General features: G+C 48.5%; 28 protein-coding genes and 1 tRNA gene. 22 read left to right on the top strand and 7 right to left on the bottom strand.

Going from position 1 to position 22811, the window contains the following annotated elements; all coding sequences use genetic code 11:
* Positions 1-67 precede the first annotated feature (67 nt).
* Entirely contained in the window at positions 68-850 is a 783-nt protein-coding gene (locus G604_RS0107515) for a Fic family protein (RefSeq protein ID WP_028910037.1), read from the top strand.
* 48 nt (positions 851-898) lie between these two features.
* Entirely contained in the window at positions 899-1408 is a 510-nt protein-coding gene (locus tag G604_RS0107510) for a metallophosphoesterase family protein (RefSeq protein ID WP_028910036.1), read from the top strand.
* A 27-nt stretch (positions 1409-1435) separates the two neighbouring features.
* On the opposite strand, the gene G604_RS0107505 is transcribed toward G604_RS0107510, so the two are convergent.
* Positions 1436-2290, bottom strand: coding sequence for a hypothetical protein (locus G604_RS0107505; protein ID WP_028910035.1), 855 nt, complete (start codon positions 2288-2290; stop codon positions 1436-1438).
* 34 nt (positions 2291-2324) lie between these two features.
* Positions 2325-3056 (bottom strand): 16S rRNA (cytidine(1402)-2'-O)-methyltransferase, encoded by a 732-nt coding sequence (gene rsmI, locus G604_RS0107500; protein WP_036904910.1) that lies wholly within the window; start codon positions 3054-3056, stop codon positions 2325-2327.
* Between the two features lie 94 nt (positions 3057-3150).
* On the opposite strand from rsmI, the gene G604_RS0107495 reads away from it, so the two are divergent.
* From G604_RS0107495 to G604_RS13830, 8 genes are all read left to right on the top strand, one after another.
* Complete coding sequence (locus tag G604_RS0107495) at positions 3151-3774, top strand: thymidine kinase (protein WP_028910033.1); 624 nt, start codon at positions 3151-3153, stop codon at positions 3772-3774.
* The gene (locus tag G604_RS0107490) at positions 3749-4891 is read left to right on the top strand and encodes an AI-2E family transporter (RefSeq protein ID WP_028910032.1); all 1143 of its coding nucleotides are present in this window, start codon (positions 3749-3751) and stop codon (positions 4889-4891) included. Before G604_RS0107495 ends, G604_RS0107490 begins: the two co-directional genes overlap by 26 nt.
* A 69-nt stretch (positions 4892-4960) precedes the next feature.
* A tRNA-Lys gene (locus G604_RS0107485) sits at positions 4961-5033 on the top strand.
* Positions 5034-5355: 322 nt separating this feature from the next.
* Complete coding sequence (locus tag G604_RS0107480; RefSeq protein WP_028910031.1) at positions 5356-5763, top strand: hypothetical protein; 408 nt, start codon at positions 5356-5358, stop codon at positions 5761-5763.
* Positions 5764-5816: 53 nt separating this feature from the next.
* Positions 5817-6071, top strand: a complete 255-nt coding sequence (locus tag G604_RS0107475) for a hypothetical protein (protein WP_028910030.1) — start codon at positions 5817-5819, stop codon at positions 6069-6071.
* Positions 6072-6221: 150 nt separating this feature from the next.
* Positions 6222-6374 carry a hypothetical protein gene (locus tag G604_RS15205; RefSeq protein WP_155941883.1) on the top strand — a complete coding sequence of 51 codons (153 nt, stop codon included), beginning with the start codon at positions 6222-6224 and terminating at the stop codon, positions 6372-6374.
* A 365-nt stretch (positions 6375-6739) separates the two neighbouring features.
* Positions 6740-7150, top strand: coding sequence for a hypothetical protein (locus G604_RS0107465; RefSeq protein ID WP_028910029.1), 411 nt, complete (start codon positions 6740-6742; stop codon positions 7148-7150).
* Between the two features lie 7 nt (positions 7151-7157).
* Entirely contained in the window at positions 7158-8465 is a 1308-nt protein-coding gene (locus G604_RS13830; RefSeq protein WP_051220280.1) for a relaxase/mobilization nuclease domain-containing protein, read from the top strand.
* 18 nt (positions 8466-8483) lie between these two features.
* Here G604_RS13830 and G604_RS0107455 read toward each other — a convergent pair whose 3' ends face one another.
* The 3 genes from G604_RS0107455 to G604_RS14765 are packed head-to-tail and all read right to left on the bottom strand — an operon-like array spanning position 8484 to position 14879.
* Positions 8484-9779 (bottom strand): HEPN domain-containing protein, encoded by a 1296-nt coding sequence (locus G604_RS0107455; RefSeq protein ID WP_036904908.1) that lies wholly within the window; start codon positions 9777-9779, stop codon positions 8484-8486.
* Between the two features lie 2 nt (positions 9780-9781).
* The gene (locus tag G604_RS0107445; RefSeq protein WP_231376090.1) at positions 9782-12724 is read right to left on the bottom strand and encodes a type I restriction endonuclease subunit R; all 2943 of its coding nucleotides are present in this window, start codon (positions 12722-12724) and stop codon (positions 9782-9784) included.
* A 13-nt stretch (positions 12725-12737) separates the two neighbouring features.
* Positions 12738-14879, bottom strand: coding sequence for an N-6 DNA methylase (locus G604_RS14765; RefSeq protein WP_051220279.1), 2142 nt, complete (start codon positions 14877-14879; stop codon positions 12738-12740).
* 334 nt (positions 14880-15213) lie between these two features.
* Here G604_RS14765 and G604_RS15525 point away from each other — a divergent pair, with 334 nt between their 5' ends.
* Positions 15214-15453 carry a hypothetical protein gene (locus G604_RS15525; protein ID WP_028910026.1) on the top strand — a complete coding sequence of 80 codons (240 nt, stop codon included), beginning with the start codon at positions 15214-15216 and terminating at the stop codon, positions 15451-15453.
* Here the strand turns inward: G604_RS15525 and G604_RS15400 are convergent.
* Together G604_RS15400 and G604_RS14760 are read right to left on the bottom strand one after the other, a co-directional pair.
* Positions 15342-15593 (bottom strand): hypothetical protein, encoded by a 252-nt coding sequence (locus G604_RS15400; RefSeq protein ID WP_196801101.1) that lies wholly within the window; start codon positions 15591-15593, stop codon positions 15342-15344. The genes G604_RS15525 and G604_RS15400 overlap by 112 nt on opposite strands.
* Positions 15594-16032: 439 nt before the next feature.
* Positions 16033-16503 carry a helix-turn-helix transcriptional regulator gene (locus tag G604_RS14760; RefSeq protein WP_051220278.1) on the bottom strand — a complete coding sequence of 157 codons (471 nt, stop codon included), beginning with the start codon at positions 16501-16503 and terminating at the stop codon, positions 16033-16035.
* 159 nt (positions 16504-16662) lie between these two features.
* Here G604_RS14760 and G604_RS0107425 point away from each other — a divergent pair, with 159 nt between their 5' ends.
* From G604_RS0107425 to G604_RS0107375, 11 genes are read left to right on the top strand one after another with little or no spacing between them, the layout of a single operon-like run.
* Positions 16663-17034, top strand: a complete 372-nt coding sequence (locus G604_RS0107425) for a hypothetical protein (protein WP_028910024.1) — start codon at positions 16663-16665, stop codon at positions 17032-17034.
* A 9-nt stretch (positions 17035-17043) separates the two neighbouring features.
* The gene (locus tag G604_RS0107420) at positions 17044-19047 is read left to right on the top strand and encodes a hypothetical protein (protein WP_028910023.1); all 2004 of its coding nucleotides are present in this window, start codon (positions 17044-17046) and stop codon (positions 19045-19047) included.
* Positions 19048-19082: 35 nt separating this feature from the next.
* Positions 19083-19964, top strand: coding sequence for an ATP-binding protein (locus G604_RS0107415; protein WP_028910022.1), 882 nt, complete (start codon positions 19083-19085; stop codon positions 19962-19964).
* 3 nt (positions 19965-19967) lie between these two features.
* On the top strand, positions 19968-20591 hold the full coding sequence (locus G604_RS0107410; RefSeq protein ID WP_028910021.1) for an ATPase AAA: 624 nt from the start codon (positions 19968-19970) through the stop codon (positions 20589-20591).
* A gap of 30 nt (positions 20592-20621) precedes the next feature.
* Complete coding sequence (locus G604_RS15200; RefSeq protein ID WP_155941881.1) at positions 20622-20795, top strand: hypothetical protein; 174 nt, start codon at positions 20622-20624, stop codon at positions 20793-20795.
* A gap of 14 nt (positions 20796-20809) precedes the next feature.
* Positions 20810-21025 (top strand): hypothetical protein, encoded by a 216-nt coding sequence (locus G604_RS0107400; protein ID WP_051220292.1) that lies wholly within the window; start codon positions 20810-20812, stop codon positions 21023-21025.
* Between the two features lie 28 nt (positions 21026-21053).
* Positions 21054-21323, top strand: coding sequence for a hypothetical protein (locus tag G604_RS0107395; protein WP_028910019.1), 270 nt, complete (start codon positions 21054-21056; stop codon positions 21321-21323).
* Complete coding sequence (locus G604_RS0107390) at positions 21311-21793, top strand: hypothetical protein (RefSeq protein ID WP_028910018.1); 483 nt, start codon at positions 21311-21313, stop codon at positions 21791-21793. The genes G604_RS0107395 and G604_RS0107390 overlap by 13 nt, the downstream gene beginning before the upstream one ends.
* A gap of 24 nt (positions 21794-21817) precedes the next feature.
* Entirely contained in the window at positions 21818-22372 is a 555-nt protein-coding gene (locus tag G604_RS0107385; RefSeq protein WP_028910017.1) for a host-nuclease inhibitor Gam family protein, read from the top strand.
* The gene (locus G604_RS0107380) at positions 22369-22554 is read left to right on the top strand and encodes a hypothetical protein (RefSeq protein WP_028910016.1); all 186 of its coding nucleotides are present in this window, start codon (positions 22369-22371) and stop codon (positions 22552-22554) included. Before G604_RS0107385 ends, G604_RS0107380 begins: the two co-directional genes overlap by 4 nt.
* Before the next feature lie 16 nt (positions 22555-22570).
* A complete protein-coding gene (locus tag G604_RS0107375) occupies positions 22571-22810 on the top strand; it encodes a hypothetical protein (RefSeq protein ID WP_028910015.1) in 240 nt (79 codons plus the stop codon).
* The last annotated feature ends 1 nt before the right edge of the window (position 22811 follow it).

The raw sequence follows: 22811 nt of genomic DNA, 5'->3' as shown, positions 1-22811 counted from the left end.
TGTGTCCCTACATTTTCTCGGTCATTTTGTTTGGACGATTCGGGAAAAAACACTAAATTTGCAACATATGTTTGAAAACGAAATCAAGAAATATGACGCGACGGTGACAACCTTTCAGAAGGAGGTTACCGGTCCCTTGGGCAAAGCACAGGAACGGGAACGTAACGAGATTCTCTTCTCTTGTCACAGTTGTGGCATAGAAGGCTCGACATTCAGCGTTGACGACACGCGTTCCCTCTTCGAACAAGGACTGGGTTACAAGCCTGTAGGCAAGTCCTTGCTCGAATGTCAGGAAATGGCCGATCATTTCGCCGCATATGAGTGGATGCATGCCCACCTTGATCATCCCTTCGATGTTGATCTGTTGAAAGACATCAACCGTCTCGTCACCCTCCATACTCTGGCATATAAAGCTCCCGACGTCACGCCTGGGGAGTTCACCAACGTGGATATGGCTGCCGGAGATACCGTCTTCGGAGAACATAAGAAACTCATCGCACAAGTTCCGCGGCTAATGGATTCTACAGCCCATGCCATGACTGAGGGGAAAGTCCATCCCATGGTAATTGCCGCCCGTTTCCATGGCTTTTATGAATATCTCCATCCTTTCCGTGACGGCAACGGCCGTACGGGACGCCTACTGAGCAACTTCATCCTGCTCCGCGCCGGTCTGCCTGAAATCATCATTCGCAAGGAGGATCGAGAAGAATATATCGGTGCTTTGAAACAAATCAGGAGGGAGAATACGGATGAGTACCTTGTTCTATTCTTCTTCCGTACTGCCATCCGTCAGATGGAGGCCGATATCCAACAGAAACGCAGAGCCAGCCGTACCCTGCTGTTCTTCTAACGTAGGGACATGATTCATCATGTTCCGCGAAATTAATATAAAAAAATGATGAAACGAATAGGAATTATTAGTGAAACCCATGGCTATTGGGATCCGAAATATGAGAAATACCTCGGCGACTGCGACGAGATATGGCATGCCGGCGATATCGGCACGATGGAAGTAGCCGACAAGTTCGAGGCGATGGCGCCCCTCTTCCGCGCTGTCTACGGCAACTGTGACGGCTACGACCTGCGGGCCCGCTACCGTGAGATTCTGCGCTTTAAATGTGAGGATGTCGACGTGATGATCAAGCATATCGGTGGCTATCCCGGCCGTTACGACCGCAGTGTCATCAATATGCTCTATGCCGCCCCACCACAGCTCTTCATCGCCGGACACTCCCATATCCTGAAAGTGAAATACGACAAGACCCTCGGCCTGTTGCATATCAACCCCGGTGCCGCGGGCATGATGGGCTGGCAGAAAGAACGCACGCTCGTCCGCCTCACCATCGACGGCAGCAAGTTTACCGACTGTGATGTCGTCACTCTCGGAGAAAACAAAAACATATTGTAGGGACATGATTTATCATGTCCCTACCCCCTATTTCACCAACACCACGAGGTATTTGCTTGTAGACCAGAAGATCTGTGGATTCGTGATCTTCAGCACATACTGTTTGTTGGCATCACGCTCAAGGGTATAACTGCCGGCGGGATGGGACGTCAGGATCGTGGCACTGCGGGAATAGAGCTTGATGACCTTATCCACTCGGATATCAATCTTCGTGAAGTAGTCCTTGTTGAAACTCGACTGCAGCACCCTGCGGCCTTCGAGGATATGCTGTTCCTTGAGCTCCTTCTTCGTGCCGAAGACGAACCAGGCGGTGTTCAACTGCTTATCCTGGGCACTGATGGCCTGACTCTTCGCTGCACTCTCCGCAGTGAGGTTACTGACATTCGTATTGAGGTTGTTGATCGTCTCGTCGAGTTCGGAAATATGGATATCCTTCGCGTCGAGCTCCACACGCAACTGCTGCAACTGCTGATCCTTCTCAGCCAACTGCTTGACGAGGCTGTTAATGGTTTTCTTCAATGCCTCACTCTTGATGGATCCATCCTGCATCTGCTGCTTCAACTTGGCGATGAGCGCCTTGTTCTGCTTCATCTTCTTGGCAATGAAGGAAATATTCTCACGCAACTGCTGCTTCTGGCTGACGCCCTCACCCGACTTCGCGAGTTCCACACGTCCCTCAGCATCATTGATCTGCTGGAAACCATCCTGGATCTCATTGAGCGTACCCAACATCTCATTGATTTCACTGTCCTTCTGCGACAGGAGATTATTCAGCGAGTCCGTCTTCTCTATCGTGACAAGATTCGGCGCCGTCTTCTTCTCATCCTTGCAGCCGGTGAGGATCAGTACTCCCAGCGTTGCTATCAAAATCAGTCTTTTCATCTTATTCGGATTTTTTATTGGTTCTTATGAACGATTATTTGTCTTTATCTCGTTTGTTTCGTTTCTCCTCTTTCTGTTCCTCCTTCACGAGTTTCGGGTCCTTACCGGCAACGACGACAACGAACTCGCCGCGCGGCGCCGTCTCCGTGAAATGGGCAATCAACTCCTGCAAGGAGCCGCGCGCACTCTCCTCATGAATCTTCGAGATCTCACGGCAGCAGGAGGCCTGGCGGTCAGCACCGAAGACGGCAGCGAGCTGTTCCAGAAGTTTCACCACCCGATAGGGACTCTCGTAGAACACCATCGTGCGCGTCTCCTCCCGGAGCTCTTCCAACCGGCTCTGCCGCCCTTTCTTCTGCGGCAGGAAACCCTCGAAACAGAAACGGTCACAGGGTAGCCCACTCGACACCAGGGCCGGGATACAGGCCGTAGCCCCCGGCAGCGTCTGTACGCAGATGCCCTCCCTTGCCGCCTCACGGGCCAGGAAGAACCCGGGATCACTGATCCCCGGCGTGCCGGCATCACTGACGAGGGCGATGGTGGCACCACTCCGCAGCCGTTCGATGACGCCCGCCGTCGTACCGTGCTCATTATATTTATGATGGGCCATCAGCGGCGTATGAATGTCAAAATGATGAAAGAGAACACTCGTCGTACGCGTGTCCTCTGCCAGCACGACATCGGCCTCCTTGAGGACGCGGATGGCGCGCAGCGTCATATCTTCCATATTCCCAACTGGTGTGGGGACAATATATAGTATACCCATTTGTGGTACAAATGTAGTCAATTATTTGTGTATTGCAAAATAATCGGCTTTTTCTTTGCAAATTTTAAAACGTTTTCCTACTTTTGCAGTCGATATGATTGAAAAATGGATGGGTGAACGCCGTCAGTTCGGCAGAATAGAAGTCATTTGCGGATCGATGTTCTCGGGAAAGACCGAGGAACTGATCCGCCGGTTGCGGCGTGCCAAATTCGCCAAACAGGAAACCGGCATCTTCAAGCCGGCCATCGACACGCGCTATTCCAAGGAGGATGTCGTCAGCCATGACCACCGCTCCATTCCCTCCGTCACCGTGGAGACGAGCCGTGAGATCCTTGAGAAATGCGCCGACCTCGACGTCGTAGGCATCGACGAGGCACAGTTCCTCGACAAGGGTCTCGTGAGTGTCTGCAACCGTCTGGCCAACGAGGGCGTGCGTGTCATCATCGCCGGCCTCGACATGGACTATAAGGGACAGCCCTTCGGACCGATCCCCGCCCTCCTCGCCGTTGCCGACGAGGTGACGAAGGTCCATGCTATCTGCGTGCGCTGCGGTGCCCAGGCCTATGTCAGCCACCGCCTCGTTAGCGACAAGACCCGCGTGCTCCTCGGCGAGCAACAGGAGTATGAGCCGCTGTGCCGCAAATGCTATCAGGAAGTACTCAAAGAGAATAAACATAAAGAGAAGAATCAAGATGGAACAGAAAATCACATTGGATAAACTCGTACGGTGGGTGGGCATCGCCCTCCTCGTGGGTGCCGTATTCTTCATTGTAAGATATCTGAGCAGTGTCCTGCTGCCCTTCTTCATCGCCTGGTTTCTGGCTTACCTTCTCTACCCCATCGTCAAGTTCGTGGAGAACAAGCTCCATGTCCACGTACGGGCGCTGTCGATCATCATCACCCTCATCTTCGTCATCGCCATCATCGGCGGCATCTTCTACCTCATCGTACCACCGATGATCGACCAGGCCGGACGATTCCAGGACGTGCTGACACGATGGCTGCATCATACTACCCACACGAATAATATCACCGCAGTGGTGAAGAACTGGATATCGGCAAACCAATGGCAGATCGAGCATTTTCTGAAGAGTAAGGACTTCAGCGATGCCCTGAAGACGGCCATGCCGAAGGTCTTCGCCGTCCTCGGACAGACGGCGAGTGTCGTGATCAGCATCGTCACCTCACTCATCACCTTATTATATATGTTCTTCATCCTCATGGACTATGAGTACCTCACGACCAACTGGATCCGCATCTTCCCGAAGAAGAACCGGCCCTTCTGGCATGAGCTGGCACAGGATGTAGAGAAAGAGCTGAACAACTACATCCGCGGACAGGGCATGGTGGCCCTCATCCTCGGCATTATGTTCTGCGTCGGATTCACCATCATCGACTTCCCGATGGCCATCGGTTTGGGCATCCTCATCGGTATCCTCGACCTCGTGCCATACCTCCATACCTTCGCCCTCATCCCCACGGCCTTCCTGGCCATGCTGAAAGCCGCTGACACGGGAGAGAATTTCTGGATCATCTTCGGCAGTGCCGTACTCGTCTTCATCATCGTACAGATCATCACCGACATGGTCGTCACGCCGAAGGTCATGGGCAAGGCCATGGGCCTGAACCCCGCCATCCTCCTGCTGAGTCTCTCCGTCTGGGGCGCCATCCTCGGCTTCATCGGCCTCATCGTCGCCCTCCCCCTGACGACGCTCATCATGGCCTACTGGCAACGCTATGTCACGAAGGAGCAACAACGCCCGGCCGCCGTGACGGCAGCAAAGCCCACCACAGAGGATGAAAAAGCCACCGTGGAACAAAAAAGTGAGCAATAAATTTGGTGGAATCAAAAATAATCCGTACCTTTGCAGTCGATTTTACAATAAAGCAGCCGTAAAAGGCAAGACTCGCTAGCTCAGTTGGTAGAGCACAACACTTTTAATGTTGGGGTCATGGGTTCGAACCCCATGCGAGTCACTTTAAGGTTTTGACGTCCAAAAGACGATGAGAAGGGTACTCCAACGAGCACCCTTTAATTATGTCTTATAATCAAGGACTTACGTTGTTTATTCCGGCTTTTCCAAGCCAGTCTTAGGGGTTTGTGGTAAATAGTTAACCCACGCGGAGACTTGGAAAAATAGGACAAAAATGGGCTATTTTGGACAAAATAGGACATCGTGGTTTCCCAATTTGGTTTTCCACTGCCAACTTGGTTTCCCACTTTTTCCACCCAAAAAGGCTGAAACGAGCATTTTTCGAGTATGATTCCATTTCTTCGTGTTAAACATTCTTAAAGCAAATGGAAGAGAAAAAGAAAAATGTGACGATTGTCTTTGACAGAAAGAAACGTTGCGCCAAGACTGGTAAGGGAAAAGTGGAGATAGTCATCTATTTCCGCCACAACTCACGCAAGTACATCGTTGTCGGTGAGGGAACTCCAGCCAACTGGGAGACGGTAGCCCAGAGTGTTGTCGTTCAGGACAAAGTTCGGGAGTATGAACTCATCCTAACAGCCATGCGTGCTCTCGGTGAGGAGATCACAGCTGAGAACTTCAACAAGCATTATGAGAAGAAAACGATGAAGAAGATCCTTCACCAAACTACAAGTACCTTCAACGGCTATGACCAGGGGCTCAGCTTCATCGAGTACATGAAGAGCTGCATCGCCAAGGAGCACATCCGGAAGGGAACAAGTCATAAAGTTTAATCCCGTCTGTATGAAACAGGCGGGATTTTTCGTACCTTTGCAGAAAAAGGATCATGATCAATTACTTTCTCACAATTTTATACGGTATTACGCATTGGGCGAAAAAGCAACTTCTTGATCTTACCCAGCAGCCAGTGGATGAAGAAGCCCAGGCTGACAAGAATCGACATGATGAGGAAACCAATCACTTTCATGATTCCTACAATCACCGAGATTACGAGTGTGATGAGAACGAGGATGCAGAAGAGTCCCATGATGAATTCTATTTGAGGGTGAATGACTATGTTTGTAAACTCTTGATACTGTAATTATATGCAAATATACTAAAAATAGTTAGCATCACCACGAAGAAGTATCCGGTTCATTGCCGTGACCTCAAGATATCCTCAAAGGACAACAATCTCTTCATCCGTTGCGAAGGTGGCATCACCAATGGCTGGCGACTCGGCGACGGTAGTATGGATGGTATTTCAGAGTTCGACCTACTGCACATCCATGAGTGGGACCTGCCTTGCCACAACATCTTCACGCATGACTACAGCAAGAACGGTGTCTTCTTCAATTTCGATCTGCAGTCATCAAAGCCGGCTATCTGTAGCGATAAACAGTGACGACCGATGAAGGAATTAAAGCTACATTGTATCCTGGGATCCATTCTATCTTAGGATCCAATGTAGCATTAGCCTTTTTTGTTCCGCATTATGCGGCTCCGTCGAAAATCTCACTATCTGAGGATTTTATCGAAAATCATAACTATCAACTAAGCCAGATGCGAAAATCAACCCAAATTACAGCCTATGCAGCCACATATCGATAATCGGTCGAAAATCGGCCTATTACGGCAGTCTGTTAGGAATAGCAAGTTGTACCCTGCGGGCCCTCTTTCCGGCTCGGGCCGAAAAGAGCTCTCCTTGGGTTCACTTGCCAGCAAAGCTGGGGAAAATAGCTCGCAACTCGCCATTTTATCACTTGAAAGATGAAACAGAAACAAGACCATAGGGAAAAACAGAAACGGTCCATTGAACGGAAGGTCAGACTGACTCCGGAAGAATATGAGATGTTCAGGAAGAAGTCAGAGCGATACCATACGATGGCCGGCATGGTCCGTGATGCCGTCAGACTGTTTGATGACAAGGCCACCAAGCGAAAACTTGAGTCGATAACTGAGGTGAAAAACTTCTATGTTCGTTTTGACCAGCGTTTGGGATGGATTGGCAGTAATCTCAACCAGGCACAACATCGTGCCAACGAACTGGCCATCAGAGGACAGTTGTCGTCTGACTATATCCGCCAGATTCTAGAACCAAGGGTTGGAGAAACCCTTCAGTTGATTCGTGAGATGCGGTCCGACCTTGAACAGCTTCGCCAACACCTATTGAAACTTTGATTATCATATGATTATCACAATCCTACATAGCAGCGCAGATTTTCATGCCGTAGCCTATAACGAAAAGAAGGTCAGCGAGGGGCTTGCCGAACTGATCGAGGTGAAGAACTTTGATTCGCTTCTTCCTCAGGATTACAATGCCGCTAACTTGAGGAATTATCTCATTGAGTATACTGCCAGGAACGAGAACATCGTCAACGGGCAGTTTCATGTGGCCATCAGCTGCAAGGGACACGAATATACCCATGATCAGCTGTTGGACATTGCCCATCGTTATCTGAAGGAGATGGGCTATGCAGACGAAGGACAGCCACTATTGGTTTATGCCCATCATGACACGGACAACAACCATATACATATTATTACAAGTCGCATTGCTCCGGATGGTCACAAGATCAACCATAATCATGAGAAGCGACGCAGCAGAACGATTACCGAGCGGATCATGGCAGAGTATACGGGTCAACAGCAGAGTCCTGATATTCAGAAGATTGCCACTGATGCTCTTGGCTACAGGTATACCTCCAAGTCTCAGTTCTGTGCTATCCTCGAAAGTCAAGGCTTCGACTGCAAGGACGATGATGACAAGGCTGTCGTTCACATCTATAGAAATGGAGATGAGTTGGGTACCATCCAGACTCAGCTCATCATGCAGCATGCCCTAAAGGACAACCGTCCTAATGACCAGCGTCGCCGTCAGTTGAAGACTATCCTCAAGAAGTATCGCGATTTGTCAGCCAACAAAGAAGAGTTGGCAGCTGCGATGAAGAAGAAGTTCGGCATCAGCCTGGTGTTCTTCGGTCAGAAAGACAGTCCATACGGCTATGCCATCGTTGACCACAAAAACAAGGCCGTCTTCAAGGGCGGTGAGTTTATCAGCATCCGCGAGTTGCTGCAGTTTGAAGATGCACCCACCCGCTTTGCCAAGATAGAGCAAACAATCGATGTGCTTCTAGCTGACAATCCCAATCTCACGACCGCCGACATCAACCGCATTCTCTATCGCCAGTTTGGTACTCGTATCCATCAAGGTAACATTTCATGGAACGGCGAGACTATCACGCTCAAAGATTCTGTGTGCGAGCAACTCCGTCGGAATTACCTAACCTCACAAGGGAAGACTGTTGATGTCGATGGTGCAACCATCCCCACCACGCAAGCCCGTCATCGTTCTCAGAGAACCACCAGCACCAACAATCCGCTTGCTAACGCAGGTGGCTCTCAAGATAGTAACCGTGAATCAGAAATCGGCCACGGCATGAACTTCAACGAGATCGACGACGAACAGAGTCAAAGGGCGAAGTGGAGAAGGTAACATAATAATTCCAAAGTCTTATATATGAACTTTATCCCAATCTTCTAAATACCAGCAATTACTTTTATCCAGTATACTATTAATAATTTTATTATCCTTTGTTTGCAGGCATGATGATAAGACGCAACAAATAAGCAATTTTCGCAAATACCATGCTTGTTCCGACATTTGCATTCCTGAAACAGTATGATTTTTGGGTGTCTTCAAATAATGAGCGAAATAATGTCTAGTATCTCTAATCTCTTCAGAATTGATCTTATCTTTAGCTAATTTGTTAACATCATGAAATGCGTTGACCAATTTGTCTATTATATCTTTATATTTATCGTCTCCCACAAATCTTAAGTAATAAGATTCTACTGCAATAGCTAAATTCAAGAATTTTACCGTCTCGGACTTCTCCTTTGATAATATACTATCTACAAGAAAATCTCTAATAGGTTTTAGCTCATTACTAATATTATACCAGTTAGATAAAAATATACGAAAATGTTCCCCTAATGATTTATAGGTGAATAGAATAGGTGTATAGGAATATTCATGCTCTAGTGTATGCCTTTCACCTGTTACAATATATATAGGCTCTCCTGAGCTTTCTTCAATAGACAGGTAACATTGTATCTCTTTTGTATGACATTCTTGTGCCATTCCAAAAGACAGGAACTGTTGGAATAAAAAAATATTATCTAATTGCTTTGCTAAAGTAACCGTGCCGTTGTTCAAAAAGGATACTGATGTCCTATAGTCAACAGAAAAGAGAAGATCGTCATGAATAGAATTCTTCTCAATAACATTATAGCCTAAAGAAATATCAAGTTGATCATTAATCTTAACATTGCATATTTCATTTGGTTTATATCGATATTCTATTTGAGCTTTGCCTATAGCATCAAAATTCAATTCACGAATAAGATCTTCTTTGGAATCAGGGGGACACCAGGTAGATAAACCACTTATGTTTACATTGGCTCGTTTTATTAAAACACTCTCTTTTTTGATATTTAAACCCTGCAACAAACAGGAGCATATATAATCAACCGACGGAGCATTATCTCCAGTCTTTCTTTGTTCTTTAAAAACGCATCCATAGATAGTAAATAGTTTTCCATCAAGAGATTTACCATAAAGCGTATCGAAGCTTTCACTATTTCGAGTTAAGTCAAAATTCGTCCTCTTAGATATACTGCCTACTACATGTAAAAGCATATGATCTCCTACTTTATGATGCAGGAGACCATAAACTTCATGATTACTTTCTGGAAGATGCCAGAAGCCTTCTATGGTAAAGTCATTATCAAAGCTAATATCTGCCATACTTAGTAGTATTGTTCAATATAGCTATAAGCCTTCTCAAAGACATCATTGTCCTTGATGCTGTATTTCACCCAAAGGATGGCACGGAGCTTCTGACGGATCTGCTTGCGCGCTTCGACACTCTTGAAGGCATCCTTGAACTTACGGACGATGTTCGTCACGTTCTCATCGATATCGTTGACGACACGCTCCACTATGATAGGCGTGTTCTCTGTCTTCACAGTCTCAAAGAGTTCAGTCAGGGCAGCCTTTGCTTTGGCATGCTTGTTCTCCGGCTGATTCTGACGCTTCTCCTCTTCAACTACCCCTTTGGCAGTTTCCAACAATCCTTTCAGAAAATCAATGCTCGAGATAAGATTTTCTTCCATCTGTTGACGGAGCTCATCGAGCTTCTCAGCAAACTTTTTGAAGTTCTGTTCGTTCTTATGCTCATTCAAACGTAGCCGGAGCATTTTTTCAATCTCAACAATCTTCTTATCGCGATTCTTCTCATCCTTGAGTACTGCATCAATGACGTCGGCATCCACTACAAGGTCTTCGAGAGGTTGACCGATATCTATGGTGTCTATGTTCTGATGGATAATCTCAATGGTCTTAGCGCCAAGCAACGTCCAAATCAGTGCGCCAGAATCACTTACAGGCTTCACGCTCTGATAAACCTGTGCGAGCCATGCATAGTCACTCTGATAAGGCAATAGACATTCATCCGGGCTTACTGTTTCCCATGCCTTTGACAAACGATTGAAGTGCTTAGCAAACTCCGTCTTTGTCTTTTCATCTTTCAGGCATTGTTGGGCAGCTGTCAGACCTTCCCAGCCACCGATCGTACGGTCGACACCCGGGAAGAAATCGAGACAATCCTTCATGAGTTTCGGAATCAGTTCCTTGATTTCATCAATGTTCTTGATGACATTCTTCACCGTGGCATCATCGAAGGCGAGAGAACGGGCTACGTCATCAAAGACGCCGACGAAGTCAACGATCAAACCACATTTCTTGTCCACTGTATATTTACGGTTTGTACGGCAGATGGCCTGCAACAGTGTATGATCCTTCATTGGCTTATCGAGATACATACACTGCAGGATTGGAGCATCAAAGCCAGTGAGCAGCTTACTCGTCACGATGACGATCTTCAATGGTGAAAAAGGATCGCGGAACTCATCGAGGAGCTTGTTTTCCTGCGAACGGTCACGCTTCCACTCCTTATATTCGTCAGCCTTATCGCCACCCGTATGCATGACGATAGTAGTTTGATCAGTAGTTCCGAGCAGAGCGTCGATGGCCCGCTTGTACTTCACACAGCAGGCGCGGTTGTAGACCACCACCTGTGCCTTCATACCTGTTGGCTCCACGTATGTACGAAAGTGATTGACGATGTATTTACAAACCTCATTGATGCGCTTATCGGCTGTGAAGAATGCTTCCACATTAGCTCGTTTCGTTAGCTCATTCTTCTCATCCTCACTGATCTGGTCGGTCATTTCGTCAAAGGCTTCTTGGAGCTTTTCCTTGTCGAGGTGCATCTCCACAGGCACGGTCTTGAACTTCAGTTCCAGAGTAGCACCATCATCTACGGAGTTCTGGAAGGTATACTTCGAAATATAACCACCCTCATCCTGCTTATCGCCGAATGTAGCAAAGGTATTATGATCGCGCTTGTTGATAGGAGTACCTGTCAATCCGAAAAAGAAGGCATTTGGCAAAGCTTGACGCATCTTCATACCGAGATCTTTCTCTTGTGTACGATGAGCTTCATCCACCATGACGATGATGTTCTGTCGACGGTTGAGTACCCGTCCTGCTTCGACATCGCCAAACTTGAAAATCGTGGTGATGAGGATCTTACGCTGGTCCTGTTCAAAGAACTTTTCAAGATCATCCTTAGTCGGAGCATTGACAACATTTGGAATTTCTGCCCGGGTAAAGTCGCCTGTGATCTGATCCTCCAGGTCGATACGATCATCGACGATGACAATCGTCGGCGCTTCGAGCTCTTTCATCAGTCGCAATTTCTGGGCAGCAAAGACCATCAACCAAGACTTACCCGAGCCTTGGAAATGCCAAATCAGTCCCTTCTTTGGTCCATGACCATGGGTAAAGGTAGAGAGTACACGTTGCACGATTGCCTCACCACCAAGATACTGCTGATAGCGACAAACTATCTTAATTTTCTTGCCTGATGGGCTTGCCGTAAACACCGTGAAGAAACGATAGATATCAAGCAGTCTCAGAGGGTTCATGAGAAAGACAAAGTTATGGTCAACATCTGCGAGCGTGCCGTGTCGGCGCTCCTCATCGGCAAACCATGGCCCCCAGTGCTCAAGATCGGCACCGATGGAAGCATACTGCAGTTCCTTGCCTTCAGTGGCGAAGCAGAGGATGTTTGGCACGAACATCTCTGGGATGCTCTTCTGATAGTTGATGACATCTTGGGCTCCGTCACCCCAAGTCACGGCACTCTTCACCGGCGTCTTTGCCTCACCGATGACCATTGGAATGCCATTGATGAGGAAAACGAGGTCAAGACGTTTGCCGCCCTGGATGCTTGCCTTCGGGAATTCCCACTGATTGGTTACAACGCAGTAGTTCTCTGCAGGATTGTCTGAAAAGAAGCGTATATTCACGTTGTCACCATTTGGACCGAATGGATAACTGTTCTCCTCGAATAGCTTCTTACGGAACTTATCATTGGCTTGAATGAGTCCATCCTTGGTATTTCCGCTGAAGATGATGGCACGAAGATCATATATCACTCGCTCTGCCTGATCGTAGGTGATACGGTTCAGACGGACGAGGGCATCAACGAGCCAGGAGTCGACCAGTATGCTGTCGTTAGGTCGTTCAATCTCCTTGGTCTTGACATATTCCCAGCCATGTTCTGTTGCCACGTGGATAAGCATCTGTTCTACCGTATTGTCTTCATTGAATATCTGCTGTATCATAATATTTTCGTTTTCAATTGTTTATCATGCTCTTGATCACTTTGTCGATGCTCGAAATGGAACGACGAAGAGAGGACTTCGTCTGTTCGGCTTTCTCAACTAAATCTGCATAATCATCCTGTAACTTCTTCTCTGGAACACAGATTTTTATATCCAAGAATTTTGTTAAGTTGACATTCTGAATGCCAGTTGTCTTGTTACCAATAGAGCGAATAAATCGTTTTTGAGTTGAATATATGATATTCAATTGCTTGGCAATGAATAAACTATTTACTTGGCTATTGCATCTTATTACCTGGACGAAGTTATTGCATAAATATAGTCCTTCCTTATTAAAGTATGTTGTTCTACCTACAGGATTGTCGGATGTACCACCAGAACGTTCGAGGAGAATATCGCCAATTAATATCTTCTTGTCATCTATTTTTTTATCTGATATTTTACGAGTCACTACTTCGGAATAGTCTAACAAGCCATCATTACGAAAATTCTTGGTAGTTAGGACTTTAGTTCCGTTACCATCTTTATCCTCTTTACCCCAATCTCCAACGAAGTTTGTCTCCAATACACTCTGAAGGGATACGAGGCTACTTTCAGGATGTGTCTGATTAGGAAGTCCGAATCTATTGATGAATTCCGCTTTAATCATATCATCAGTAGCCAGGATGAGCTTCTTATATGATTCTTTGAGTCGATATGCTGCCCACAACTTATCTGCCAATGCATTCTGCTCGGAAAGAGGAGGAAGCAAAAACTCATAATCAGCCAGTTGTTTCCATTTAATACGGCGAGTTAATCCACCATTTGAATTTGCAACGATGAAATCCCAAAGATCCTTCTGATACAAGATATAGATGAGGAATCCATCGGCAATGACATTTTTCTTTTCACGAAGGGTTATGATGTCTGCCGAACATACTCCATCAAACTCTGCCCTAGGAGCTCTTTCTCGGAAATCACTTCCATAAAGGCTCCTTCTAACAAGCAAATAGTCTCCTTTCTCAAAACCTTTCTGGGCAGAGGTTACGGTTTGAGCTAACATTCGCCTATTAATAGTGAAATCGTACTGATCTATACAATTGGAGCCAATGTAAAAATCATATTCTGATTCTGAAGGGTTTGAAATCCTTATCGAATGCTCTTCGGCTACATCAGACAACTTGACCTTCTTCCAATTACTTTTGTCGAGATCGAAGTTTATGCTAACATGCTCCATACGTGGGCAGTGATTGCCAGCAGCAAATTGCAGGTTTTCAAGACTATCCGCTAGCTCGTTCTGAGAAGAGATAAATTCATGCAGTGCTTCTTGACCATTTACATTCTCTTCATCAATCTGCTTAACATACGATTTGATATTCAGATTACCGTCATTATCGAGGATTTCATCGTTGGTTACCCATTTAGAAAAGCCAGGGATATCTTCGTCTGAATGATATGCCTGCATAATCTTGTCTATGTCTTCACTATACAGATATGCTTGCTTTCCTTCCTTATGAGTACAATTCTCTGCTTCAATAAAAAGAACTTTCCCGTTTCTATTTGGCTGTTTCTTATTTCTGCAGATAAGAATAAAACTTTCAAGACCAGAATTATAGAATAGGTTCCTGCCTAATCCTATAATGGCTTCTATCGTATTTGTCTTGACATGATTTATCCTCATTTCTTTTTCCTCATTTCTATTCAATACTCCATGAGGAAGAAGTACAGCACACCTTCCATTGTGTCTATCCATTGAGCAAAGTATATGCTGAATGAATGCATAGTCTGCACGCGCTTGTGGGGGCGTCCCGAGAAAATTTCTTCCCCATTTATCATGCTCGAATGCAGTCCGGTCCCACTCTTTAATAGAGTAAGGCGGATTGGCGAGCACTACGTCAAAAGTCTGGAGCTTTCCATCCTCAGTAAATGCAGGCGCTGACAGCGTGTCGGCACAAGCGATGGAAAAATCTTCCACACCATTGAGATAAAGGTTCATTCGGGCAATAGACGACGTAAGGCCATTGATTTCCTGACCATAGACATGCACCCCTTGCCATTCCTTGCCCTGGTTACGAAGATAGTCGAGACACTTCACGAGCATACCGCCAGAACCACAAGTCGGATCATAAATACTCTCATCAGGTTGTGGCTGCAGAATCTCTGCCATGAGTTCCACAACGGTATGGGGCACAGAACGAAGCGTATTTTTGTTGATGAGGCTGAATGTTGGTGAGATGGTTGATGATCAGCGAGTTATGATGAAGAGGTGAAAAGAGCGGCACAAAACGAAACGTTTACATTGGTTTAATTTTGGTTTACATCAGTGGGGTGTTGAAGGGTGAGAGGTTATCGAGACGTTTACATCGGTTTTATGTGGGGTTATCATGAGCATGGAGAGGTAAGATGAAGGTGCGGTGACCGATTTTTCTTTTGATATTTTGAAAAAATAAAGTGCCATTTTATTCCATATAACTATTATTTAGTATATTTGCAGTCTAATTTTATGGAATATGGCAAAGGTTATACACGTACATTTGATTCAAGGATTGAAGGAAACGAAGCGGAAAGACTGGTATTTCAGCAGTATTTCGGCGGTTTATACTGTATTTACGCCCGAACAGGTGGGCGCTACACGCAATTATTTGCTCCATGCGGGGCTATCAGGCAATGGCACGATCGTCACGAAACGGGCTGTAATCAAGCAATCTACGCTTATTTCCGGGGGCTCAGGGGCAACGTATAAGGACTGAGGAGAAACGGGCTTTAACGGCCTTAAAATGGCGTCAGAAGGGGTGGTAAGATCAGAGAGGTCTTTCCACCCTTTTTTCGTGCCATTTTGGGTGTTTTTGGCAACTGGATATTCAACTGGATATTCAAACTGGATATTCATTTTTTGAAAACTGGATATTCAAAACAAGGAAATGAGGGGGTCGTTGCAGAGGGGGTAAACGTACAGTTTTTTTTATCATAAACGGCAAAAACAGCGAATAGCACCCCCCTAAAATGCACCCCACTTTTGGAAATACACCTTATTATATATAGCGGAAAGTGCCGTAAACAGTGGGTTTCACAGGCTTTCACGCCGTTTTGAGGGAGGGGGAAACCCGGAAAAGGGGGTGCAAGAGGGGTACGGGAGGGGTACAGGAGGGGTCGCGAGGGGTGTTTGGGAGGGGACGGAATGGAGACGACGGGGCTGCTGCACAGCAGCAGCGTACAGAACCCAGCACTCCCCGGGCTCATCATAGCTAAACCAGGCGGACGAGGCTACTAACTAAGAGAATTTCGTTCTGCTTACTTGTATTTACCTCCAAATATTACATTCATCGACTTTAGCCTGCATGAGCAACGCCAGAAATCCCGGCATCCGAAGCATCTGCCCCCCTGTGCCTTTCAAGTTCCTCAATTCGTGCCTTTAGCTTTCCAATTTCTTCGGCCTGTTCTGCAAATCTAAGGTCTTTGTCCCTCATTATTTGAATGAAGAATTTACAAACGCCCTCTGAATCCAAAGGGAAGTCAGGTAACTTTTCCACAGAAATAGCTGGTTTAGAGCGTCCTTTTATTGGCCCGGGAATTAACATAGAACCTTCCCCAAGTAAAAGCCACGATGGATTAAAACTATATAGCTCACATACTAAAGCAAGGGTATCAGTGCCAACGTTCATTCTTTCATTCAGAATTTCTGAAAATTTAGAAGGCTTGATGCCTAAGCTTTGCGCAATTCCTGTTTTAGTCAAACCTTTATCCTTTAAAAGGGTATTGATGGCGGTTATAAATCGTCTATTTATATCTGTTTTTTCCATTATTCGAATAATTTTATTCAGAAAATCTGAAAATAATTTTGTTTGTTTACAGAAATTCTGTATCTTTGCAGCGTGTTCCATTTAGAACGAGCGCCCAAAGATACGAAAAAAGGGCGAGAGTAAAGAAAGTTTCAAGTTAAATGTTAATAAGTAAGGCATATGAAGAAGTACATTCATTTGAAGAAGGAAGACCGAGAGTTTGTGATGAAGAGCTTCGGCATTTCCGCCCGCAGCGTGTATAACGCATTGCACTTTGACACGGAGCGCAGCAACAGCGAGCTGTCGAAACGTATCCGTCGTCTTGCCATGCAGCGAGGCGGCATCGTGATGGTGGAGGTCCCCGAGAGTGAGACGTTGTTTGACGCAGATGGTTACATGCGCCAGTATCTTGCCAATGGCGTGCTGCTTGAGTTCAACCTGAAGGACGGCAGCTGCGACGTACTGCTGAAGGGCGAGAAGGCCCGCCGCTACGAGCACGTGGCGGTAAGTGAGATACCTACGATCCAGAGCTGGGCACAGACGCTAAGATAAGGAGGAGAGATGGAGTATTACGGCAACAAACTATGCATCTCTTACCAGGAGCTTGTAGGCGGCGGTATCGTGAGCGTATCTAACTACCGGAACTGGGTGACCCGCAGGACGGTGGACGTGGTACGCCGTGGCGGAGGCGCCAGTGGCTGCTGTGCCCTGATTGCCGTAGACAGTCTTCCGAGCCAGTACAAGGAAAAGGTGGAAGCCACATATCCCGGTGGTGACGACGTGCGTCTGAAAGGCTGGATTCTCTCGAACTACGAGGTAGACCAAGCCGCCGTGGTGTTCTATCACGACCGCAGCCAGACCGGCGCCGACCTTCCCGAGGAGAAGATCCAGGAGTACGTGACCAACGCGAGCGTTCTGAACACCTGCATCAAGCTCTACTCCCGAGCCAAGGACTACCGGAAGCTCATGGGCGAGAAATATGACTGGAGCATGATGGCGAGCGTGATCGAGACGCTGAGAGAGGAGCTCGGCCACACGCTGCCCGCGAGCGTGCTGCGATTCAGAAAGAAGGTGAACGAGTACAGAAAGGAAGGCTACCGCTGCCTTATCAGCGGCAAGTTCGGCAACCAAAGTGCCCGCAAGGTGGACCACAAGACCGAGCGTCTGATTCTCGGCATCGCCTGCCTGCCCAATAAGCCCTTCAACACGAGCGTACTGGAGATGTACAACGACTTTGTGACCGGAGGTCTTGACGTGTATGATCCAGAGACCGGCGAGCTGTTCAATCCCGATGACTTCACAGACAAGAACGGCGACCCGAAGGAGCTGAGCGAGACGACCATCACCAACTACCTGAACAAACCCAAGAACCGGGTACTGGTGAGCCACGCGTTGGAGAGCTTCACCACCTTCATGCACGAGCAGATGCCCCACGTACACCGGCACAGTCCGGAATTCTCTCTGAGCAAGGTGAGCTTTGATGACCGCGACCTGCCCCGCAAGCTGAAGGACACGAAGCTGCGTCCGAAAGCCTACTACGCCTACGACGTAGCGAGTCAGTGCGTGATCGGCGCCGCTTATAACCGCAACAAGAACGTGGACCTCGTGGTGGACTGCTTCAGGGACATGTTCAGACTCCTGGACCGCAACGGCTGGGGCTGTCCGGCACAGGTAGAAGTAGAGAACCACCTGATGAGCCAGTGGAAAGAGAGCTTCCTGAAAGCCGGCGTGCTGTTTCCCTTTGTAAGATTCTGCGCCCCTCAGAACTCACAGGAGAAATACGCCGAACAGATGAACGGCGCCAAGAAGAAGAGCGTGGAGCACAAGAACCACCTCGGCATCGGCCGCTTCTACGCCAAGGACCGCCACTACCGTACGGAGTCGAAGAAGATCTTCGACGAGAAGAATGACACCTATGAGGACAAACAGTACTACACCTGGGACGAGCTTATCGCCGACGACAGGAAAGACATCTGGGAGTTCAACCACACGCTTCACCCCAACCAGAAGAAATACAAGGGCATGACCCGCTGGGACGTGCTTGTAGCCAACCTCAATCCGACCCTTGCCCCACTGAACAAAGCCGTCCTTGCCCGCTACATCGGCGAGCACGTGTCGACCACGATCCGGAGAAACAGCTACTGCAGGGTGGCATACAAGGACTGGTGGCTGAGCGACGTGAGTGTACTGGAGCGCCTTGAGCCCAACAACTGGAAGGTGGATGCCTACTACCTGACCGACGAGGCGGGAGCACCTACCGACGTATTCATCTATCAGGGCGACAACTACGTTGACCATCTTGAGGACGTAGGCACCTTCAACACCGCCGATGCCGAGCAGACCGAGGAAGACAAGGCCGTGATGCTTGAGCAGCAGAAGAAGATCGCCAAGTTCAACAAATACGTGAAAGACAAGAGCGTCCACGCCCTTGGCATACAAAAGCCTATGGAGACCACGGAAGAAGAGCCCACAGCGTTGGAGGCAGATCCCGTCGATACTGAAGACACGGAAGAAGAAAACTACGACTTCGACTTTGACGGCAACAAGGCATTGTCCGATTTTTAAGCATATTCAAACGACATTATAACATACTTCGAACTATGATTACAGAAGCACAGAAAAAGAAGATTTTGGCAGCGGTGAAAGCCAACCGCTCCAATTACCCGAGCGACGCGAAGCACGCCGCGAGTCTCGGCATCAGCACGAGCGTGTACAGCAGTCTGAAGAACGGTCAGACCGACAAGGCCCTCAGCCAAGGCAACTGGATCAGCATAGCCCGCAAGCTCGGCGTGAGCCTCCGGGACGAGATGGAATGGAAGGCCGCGAAGACGATGACCTTTGAGTATATCACCGCCCAACTGGAGTTTGCCCAGGGAAGCAGCCAGAGCGCCATTCTCTGCGACATCCCGAACATCGGCAAGACCTTTACCGCCCGCCACTACGTGAAGACCCACAAGAATGCCGTATACGTGGACTGCAGCCAGGTGAAGACGAAGACCCAGCTTGTGAGACGCATCGCCTCAGAGTTTGGCGTGAGCAGCGGCGGCTGGTACCACAACGTGTATGAAGACCTGTGCTACTACCTTCGGAGTATCGACCACCCGATCATCATCCTTGACGAGGCCGGAGATCTGAAGAATGAAGCCATGCTGGAGTTGAAAGCCCTCTGGAACGCCACTGAGCGCTGCTGCGCCTGGTACATGATGGGTGCCGACGGCCTGAAAGAACGCATCCGCCGGAGCATCGAGCTGAAGATGGTGGGCTACACCGAGATGTTCAGCCGCTACGGTGACCGCTACTCCAAGGTGACGCCGGACGACGCGAGAGAGCGCAAGGCCTTCCTCTGCAAGCAAGCCGACATCGTAGCGAGAGTGAACGCCCCCAAGGACGCCAATATCGGCGAGATCGTGCGCAAGACCCAGGGCGGCCTGCGCCGGGTATACACGGAAATAGAGAAACTGAAGAGCCAGCAAAAAGACTAAGCAATGAGTAAGCGAGCATACAGTGTGCGCGACATCGAGTCGAAGAAGTGGGAGACGCTGCCCTGGGGTGAGAAATGGAGTGCCCCTTTCGGTCATCCCGCCGACAACGCGAGCTGGTTTATCAGCGGATCGAGCGCCAGTGGCAAAAGTTCGTTTGTGATGCAGCTTGCCAAAGAGCTCTGCAACTACGGCAAGGTGTTGTACTGCAGCTATGAGGAAGGCGTGAACCAGAGTTTTCAGCACCGTCTGGAATATCTCCACATGAACGAGGTCCAGGGACGTTTCCGCGTAGTGACCGAAGACAGCTACGAGGATCTGATCGCAAGGCTCAAGAAACCCAAGAACGCCAAGTTTATCATCATCGACTCCTTCCAGGTGAGTGACTGGGACTATCCTCAGGCTGTACAACTTATGAAGATGTTTCCCAAGCGCTGCTTCATCTGGATCAGCCAGGAGAAGAAGAGCCAGCCCTTGGGCGGCGGTGCAGTAAGGCTGAAATACATCTGCGACATGAAGGTGCGCGTGATGGGCTACAAGGCCTACTGCCAGGGCCGTGCCATCGGCAAGGCAGGCGAATACTACACCGTATGGGAAGACGGCATCATCCAAACGAGCAACAACCTATAAACAGGCAATCACCAACAAACAACAAAGCATATGGACGGAATAATAGAAGACATCGTGGCTTATGCCAAGAAGAAGGCAAAGGATTTCGGCTACAGTGACCAGTATGAGCTGCTGACAGAAGCCGGGCGGCGCATTGACGAACTGGGCATGGAAGCCCTGAAGACCGAGTACATGATTGAAGAGACGAAAGGAGGCGAGGAATGAGCGAGGAGTGCAGAATGATCAAAGTGAGCGGTCCCCATGGCAAGTACCGCACGGAGCGGCTTCTGATCCACGGTCTGAAATGCGGCTACTGCCAGGGTAACGGCTGGTTCTGGAAAGACGACGGTTTCGGCGGGAGCGTGAAAGACCCCTGCCCCCTGTGCAAAGGCAGTGGGAGCGTTGATGCCGCAGTAGCCATCACCTACGGGACCCCGGAGGAATTGAGGAAATGAATATTAACCCATTAAACATAAGACGAATATGAAGAATTTTTATGAGATGCTGAAGAAACGCATTCAGATCTGGCATGAGGAGCATGCCGAGAAGATTGAGGCCCAACGCCAGGCAGAGCTTGACGCAGAAGCCCGCAGCAAGATCCAGGTAATGGAATTCAACGGCAACCTGTACGTTTGCGTGTATGGCATTCCCCTCTTTGGTGAGGACGACATCAAGGACACGTTTGCGAAGGCCGTAGAGAACGGAAGAAAGAACTTCAAGGACTGGCAGGAGGAGAAGTTATGGGAGCAGTGAGGAACTACAGCCGGTTCTACAATTTGCTGAAGCAGATGCCCGGCGCAGACAAAGAGACCCTTGTGGAGCAGTTCACCAACGGCAGGACCACCCACCTCCATGAGACCACGGAAAGCGAATACCGCCGGATGTGCGACCAGATGGAACTGGTGAGCGGTTATGAGAAGCGCAAGGCAGCCTGGCTCATGGAGCGGAAGAGGAAGCGCAGCCTCTGCCTTCACCTGATGCAGAAGCTCGGCATCGACACCAGCGACTGGGCGCGTATCGATAACTTCTGTCTTAACGCCCGGATCTGCGGCAAGCGCTTCGCCCAGCTCGGCATCAAGGAACTTGAAGCCTTGCAGGTGAAACTCCGTACTATCGAGCGCAAAGGCGGTCTGAAGGAAAAGGCAGACTGTCCGGAAGCCGAAAAGAAATCTGAGACCCAAGTGATCATCTTCCCCTTTCACGGGAGCTTGAAGAAACAATAACAACAATTCAAAATTTACAGAACAATGGCAAAACGAGTAAAGAAAGTGATTATTACCGGCGTGACCCGCGAGGCAGCCGACGAGGCTTTCGCAAGCTATGCGAAGGCAGACGCGAGTATCAGCAAGATCCAGGCAGAGATTGAGCTGCAGTGTGCCAAGGTGCGCGAGAAATACCAGAATCAGCTGGCTGACCTTACCAAGGAGCGCGACCTTGCCTTCGATACGCTGCAGAGCTTCGCGACGGAGAACCAGACAGAGCTGTTCGCCAAGAAGAAGAGCCTGGACATGGCTCACGGCACCATCGGTTTCCGCACCGGCACGCCGAAACTGAAGACGCTGAAAGGCTTCACATGGGCCAGTGCCTTGCAGATGGTGAAGGAGTTCCTCCCCGGCTATGTGCGCAAGACCGAGGAGATCGCGAAAGACAAGCTCCTTGCTGACCGCGATACCGAGATCACAGCCACAAGAGACGGTAAGGAGCAGCAGGAGAAGCTCTCAGTAGAGATGGCTCGCTGCGGCATCCAGGTGGTGCAGGACGAAGCATTCTATGTAGAACCCAAAAAAGAAGAGACAGCATGAAACGCAAGGTAGAAAAGAAGGCCAAGATAGCCCTCTGCCGCCTCTGCCACGGCACGGGCCTTCTGCGGCACAAGGACGCCGCCGGTCACCAATATGAACGCCAATGCCCACAATGTGAGGGCAGCGGCCGGGTGAAGGTGAGCGCGGTAATGGAATTTGACATCAAACCCTATAAAGGATAGAATAAACTAAGGAACAATGACAGCAAGGCATGGAGTGAGTTATCAGAAGCGCGTGGAGGAGGTGAACAACATCTACGACTACTGGGCGAAGAAAGGCGTACCGAACCGAGAGATATGGCGTCGGTACGTCTATCCCCGCTATGCCATATCCGAGCGCACGTTCTATAACATGCTCAATGCCAGTGCTGACATCAAGAACGTGATAGCTGACGACACCCGTCAGCTATTACTGTTCAATGATGAAGACTTCTTATAGC

The sequence above is a fragment of the Prevotella sp. AGR2160 genome, from assembly GCF_000424185.1.
Taxonomy (GTDB): domain Bacteria; phylum Bacteroidota; class Bacteroidia; order Bacteroidales; family Bacteroidaceae; genus Prevotella.
The sequence above is the reverse complement of the archived record's forward strand: the minus strand, read 5'-3'. Positions and strand labels throughout refer to the sequence as shown.